At 68.0% G+C, this 4,470-nt stretch carries 3 protein-coding genes and 1 pseudogene; all 4 read left to right on the top strand.

The features are described 5' to 3' along the window. The first annotated feature begins 212 nt into the window (after window positions 1-212). On the top strand, window positions 213-656 hold the full coding sequence (locus tag BUA29_RS11690) for a phasin family protein (RefSeq protein ID WP_072756690.1): 444 nt from the start codon (window positions 213-215) through the stop codon (window positions 654-656). Between the two features lie 5 nt (window positions 657-661). Further along, window positions 662-1,408: an acetoacetyl-CoA reductase gene (gene phbB / locus BUA29_RS11695; protein WP_072756691.1), complete on the top strand. Its 747-nt coding sequence runs from the start codon at window positions 662-664 to the stop codon at window positions 1,406-1,408. A gap of 85 nt (window positions 1,409-1,493) precedes the next feature. Next, window positions 1,494-3,974 (top strand): DUF3141 domain-containing protein, encoded by a 2,481-nt coding sequence (locus tag BUA29_RS11700; RefSeq protein ID WP_072756692.1) that lies wholly within the window; start codon window positions 1,494-1,496, stop codon window positions 3,972-3,974. Continuing rightward, window positions 3,971-4,470: pseudogene (locus tag BUA29_RS11705) on the top strand (phosphate acetyltransferase); the annotation flags it as partial. The gene BUA29_RS11700 and the pseudogene BUA29_RS11705, both read left to right, overlap by 4 nt.

Consider the following 4,470-nt stretch of genomic DNA (forward strand, 5'->3'; position numbering starts at 1 on the left):
GCTGGCCTCGCCCACCACGCATTTCGTGGAACTGGCCCAGGCCATCCTCTACCGCGGCGCCGGCATCGGCGTGGTCTGGAAGCCCTTCCTGGCCCTGGCGCTGATCGGTTCGGCCCTGTTCGCGCTCGCGCTCACCCGTTTCCGCAGGACCATCAGCCAGATGGCCTGAATCCGTCCCTGACTCGGGACTTCCACTCAGTGAGGCACTACCCATGACCACCGAAACGCTTCCCCTGAACCTCCTCAAGGCCAACGCCGAACTGCAGTTGCGCCTGACTCGCTTGCTGCAGGAAAGCAGCCACCAATGGCTGGATTCGGTGAAGGAGGCCAGTTCGCAGGGTATCGCGGAAACCTCGGCCGAGATCGAAGGCGTGCTGCGTTCGGCAAACTGGCAGGCACTGGCGTCGTTGCCGACTGAAGCCTTCTGGCGTCAGTTCCAGGGCTGCGTTGCGCACGTGCAGACGTTCCAACAGGTCGCGATCAAGAACCAGGCGGCCTTCACGTCGGGACTGCACCAGGCCATCGAGAGCTGGCACAAGGCCGTGAGCAGCGCGCTCGGCAGCGACACGCCCTTCGCCGACGTCTTCAAGCAGTGGAATGCCTTGTGGTCGCAGACGACCGAGGCCACCCAGCGCAAGGCGCCCAAGGGAGACTGATCGGAATGGGCAGCACAACACATACTGCGCTGGTCACTGGCGGCATGGGAGAGCTGGGCGAGGCCATCGCCCGCCATCTGCACGATGCCGGACATACGGTGCTGGTCACCCACGCCCGCAGCGACGAAGCCGCCAACCTGTGGCTGCGCAAACAGGCCGATGCCGGTTACACCTTCCAGTGCTACGCCGTGGATGTGGCCGACTGGGCTTCGACCCAGGCCATGGCCGAGCGCATCGCCGCCGACGGGCATGTGGTGGACATCCTGGTCAACAACGCCGGCATCACCCGTGACGCGACCTTTCGCAAGCTGAGCAAGGAGAACTGGGACGCGGTGCTCCGGGTCAACCTGGACTCGATGTACAACGTCACCAAGGTGTTCATCGACGGCATGCTCGAACGCGGCTGGGGCCGCATCATCAACATCTCCTCGATCAACGGCTCCAAGGGCCAGTTCGGCCAGACCAACTACTCGGCGGCCAAGGCCGGCATTCACGGCTTCACCAAGGCGCTGGCCCAGGAGGTGGCGCGCAAGGGCATCACCGTCAACACCATCTCGCCAGGCTACCTGGCCACGCAGATGGTGATGGCCGTGCCCGAGGACGTGCGCAACCAGATCATCGCTGGCATCCCGGTCGGTCGCCTGGGCCGTCCCGATGAGATCGCCGCGCTGATCGGCTTCGTCGCCAGCGAGTCTGCCGGCTTCATGACCGGCAGCAACGTGTCGATGAATGGTGGCCAGCACATGTACTGACTGAGGAAGGGCCGCCCAGACGATGTGTCGGCGGCCCCTTTCCATTCATTTTTTCCGTTTCATCATAGAGGGAGTGCCCATCGCCATGAATCGAGACACCACGACATCACCAACGGCCGATTGGGGGCAGTTGCTGTGGGACCCGTTGCGACTATCGGCGATGGCAAGCGAGTATGCAGTGGATGCCTGGCAGCGGTCCATTCTGTATGCCGACGTACTCCGCCAGCACGGCAACCAGTACCAGGCGCACCTGCGCGAGCGCGTGCCCAACGTGCTCGACTTCGAGGCCGAACTGGTGCTCTCCGGCCTGGACCTGCCGCGCCCGGTCAACTACGGGCTGGCGCGCATCGTGCCCGGCGCCGGAACCCCGGTCGACCCGGCCAAGCGCCCCTTCGTCGTGGTCGACCCGCGCGCCGGCCACGGCCCGGGCATCGCTGGCTTCAAGCCCGACAGCGAGATCGGTGCGGCGATGAAGGCCGGTCATCCGTGCTACTTCGTCGGCTTCCTGCCCGACCCGGTGCCGGGGCAGACGGTCGAGGACGTGATGCGCGCCGAGGCCGCGTTCGTGCGCAAGGTCGGCGAACTGCATCCGGGCAACGGCAAGCCCGTGGTGATCGGCAACTGCCAGGCCGGCTGGCAGGTGCTGATGACCGCGGCGGTCTGGCCGGAGCTGTTCGGGCCGATCATCGTGGCCGGCGCGCCGGTCTCGTACTGGGCCGGCGACAACCCGATGCGCTACGGCGGCGGCCTGACCGGCGGCAGCTGGTTGACCGCACTGACCAGCGACATCGGCGCCGGGCGCTTCGACGGCGCCTGGCTGGTGCAGAACTTCGAGCACCTGGACCCGGCCAACACCCTGTGGAAGAAGCAGTACCACCTGTACGCCAACATCGACACCGAGGCCGACCGCTACCTGCGCTTCGAGAAGTACTGGGGCGGCTACGTCTTCCTCAACGACGTGGAGATGCAGTACATCGTCGACAACCTGTTCATCGGCAACAAACTGAGTACGGCGCAGCTGGTGACGTCTGATGGCGTGCGCATCGACCTGCGCAATATTCGCTCGCCGATCGTGGTGTTCTGCTCCTACGGCGACAACATCACCCCGCCCGGCCAGGCGCTGGGCTGGATCACCGACCTGTACCGCGACAAGGACGACCTGGTCGCCCACGACCAGACCATCGTCTACGCCACCCACGACAGCATCGGCCATCTGGGGATCTTCGTCTCGGCCAGCGTCGGTCGCAAGGAACACCGCAAGTTCGCCGCCCACATCGACATCATCGACCTGCTGCCGTCCGGGATTTACCGCGCCGAGGTCGAGGACCGTCCCGACGGCGTGCCGGCGGGCGAGCTCGACGACGCCGAGTACCTCATGCGCATCCGCGGCAGCAGCCTGGAGGAGATCCGCCAGATCGTGCGGCCCGATCCCGCGTCCGACCGCCGCTTCGCGGCCGCCGCGCGCCTGTCGGAGATCAACCTGGCGCTGTACCGCAACACGCTGCAACCCTGGATCCGGGCGATCTCCACGCCCTGGTCTGCCCGCTGGCTGCAAGCGCTGCATCCGCTGCGGGTCCGCTTCGAGTGGTGGTCGGATCAGCATCCACTGGCCGTGCCGGTCGCCGCCGCCGCCGCACAGATCCGCAAGGAGCGTGCGCCGGCCGCCGCGGACAACCCCTTCCTGCTGGCGCAGGAGCGCCTGTCCGAGACGATCGTGCAGGCGCTGGATCAGTTCCGGGACCAGCGCGACGCCTTGCAGGGACGCCTGTTCGAACTGATCTTCGGCTCGCTCCTGCTGCAGTCGCTGGCAGGGCAGACCCTGTACCAACCGCAGCCGCCCAGGACGCATCCGGGCGATTCGCCCGAGCACCGCGCCTTCCTGGCCGGCGAGCTGGCGCGGCTGGAGGCCGACCTGGACCGGGGCGGGCTGGCCGAGGCGGTGATCCGCGGCCTGTTCTTCGTGCTCAAGACCCGCGGCGAGGCCGACTGCCGCCATTTCCGCCATGCCTGGGAGCTGCTGCAGCCGCGCCTGGACCGCCCGGATCTGGGCGTGCCGGACCTGGCGCGGTTCCGCGAACTGGTGCGCCGACAGGGCCTGCTGGTCTGGCGCGACGGCGAGGCCGCACTGGCGGCGATCCCGCGGCTGCTGGCCGACACGCCACCCGACATCATCCACCGCGCCAGCGACATCATCGCCGGTCTGGTGGAACTGGCCGGCAGCCTGTCTGCCCAGGAGCAGGCCAGCCTGCGACGCGTACTCGACCTGTTCGCACGCGCCGCGCAAGTGGCGACCGTTGCGGCCGCGCCGGCGGCCTCGGTGCCGGTGACACCTGCCCATGCGCCCAGCGTGCCTGCGAAGGTCGGCAAGGCCGCCACCGCCAAAGCGGCTTCCGCGGCAAAGCACGCGCCGCGTCCCGGGACTGCGCAGACGCGAAAGCGCGGCACCAAGGCAGGCGCTGCAGTCCCATCGGGGACCGCTGGCGAGCCCGCCACCCGTCCCGGCCCCTCCGGTTCGCCTGGGCGTCCCGGCAAGAAGGCCGCCGGCAAGAAAGGAACCCGCCCATGACCGCGACAACCGGCCAGGCCGCCGGCAACGAAGGCCTGCTGCACCTGCTCGCCCACGTGGCGGGCAAGGCGGCGATCCGGGTCGCAGTGGTGCATCCCTGCGATGCCTTGAGCCTGTCGGCGACCCTGGAGGCGAGGGCGGAGGGATTGATCGAGCCCATCCTGGTCGCCCCGCGCCCGAAACTGGAAGCGGTCGCCGGGCAGGCCGGCCTGGAGCTGGCCGGCCTGGCCATCGAGGACGTGCCGCACAGCCACGCCGCCGCCGCGCGCGCGGTCGAACTGGCCCGCGAGGGACAGGTCGAGGCCCTGATGAAAGGCAGCCTGCATACCGACGAACTGATGTCGGCAGTGGTGTCCTCCACCACCGGGCTGCGTACCAAGCGCCGGGTCAGCCATTGTTTCGTATTGCAGACGCCGCAGTATCCGCGCCCCTTCATCGTCACCGATGCGGCCATCAACCTGGCCCCTGAACCGCCCCTCGATTTCCTTGGACACGC

The organism is Thermomonas hydrothermalis (assembly GCF_900129205.1).
Taxonomy (GTDB): Bacteria; Pseudomonadota; Gammaproteobacteria; order Xanthomonadales; family Xanthomonadaceae; genus Thermomonas; species Thermomonas hydrothermalis.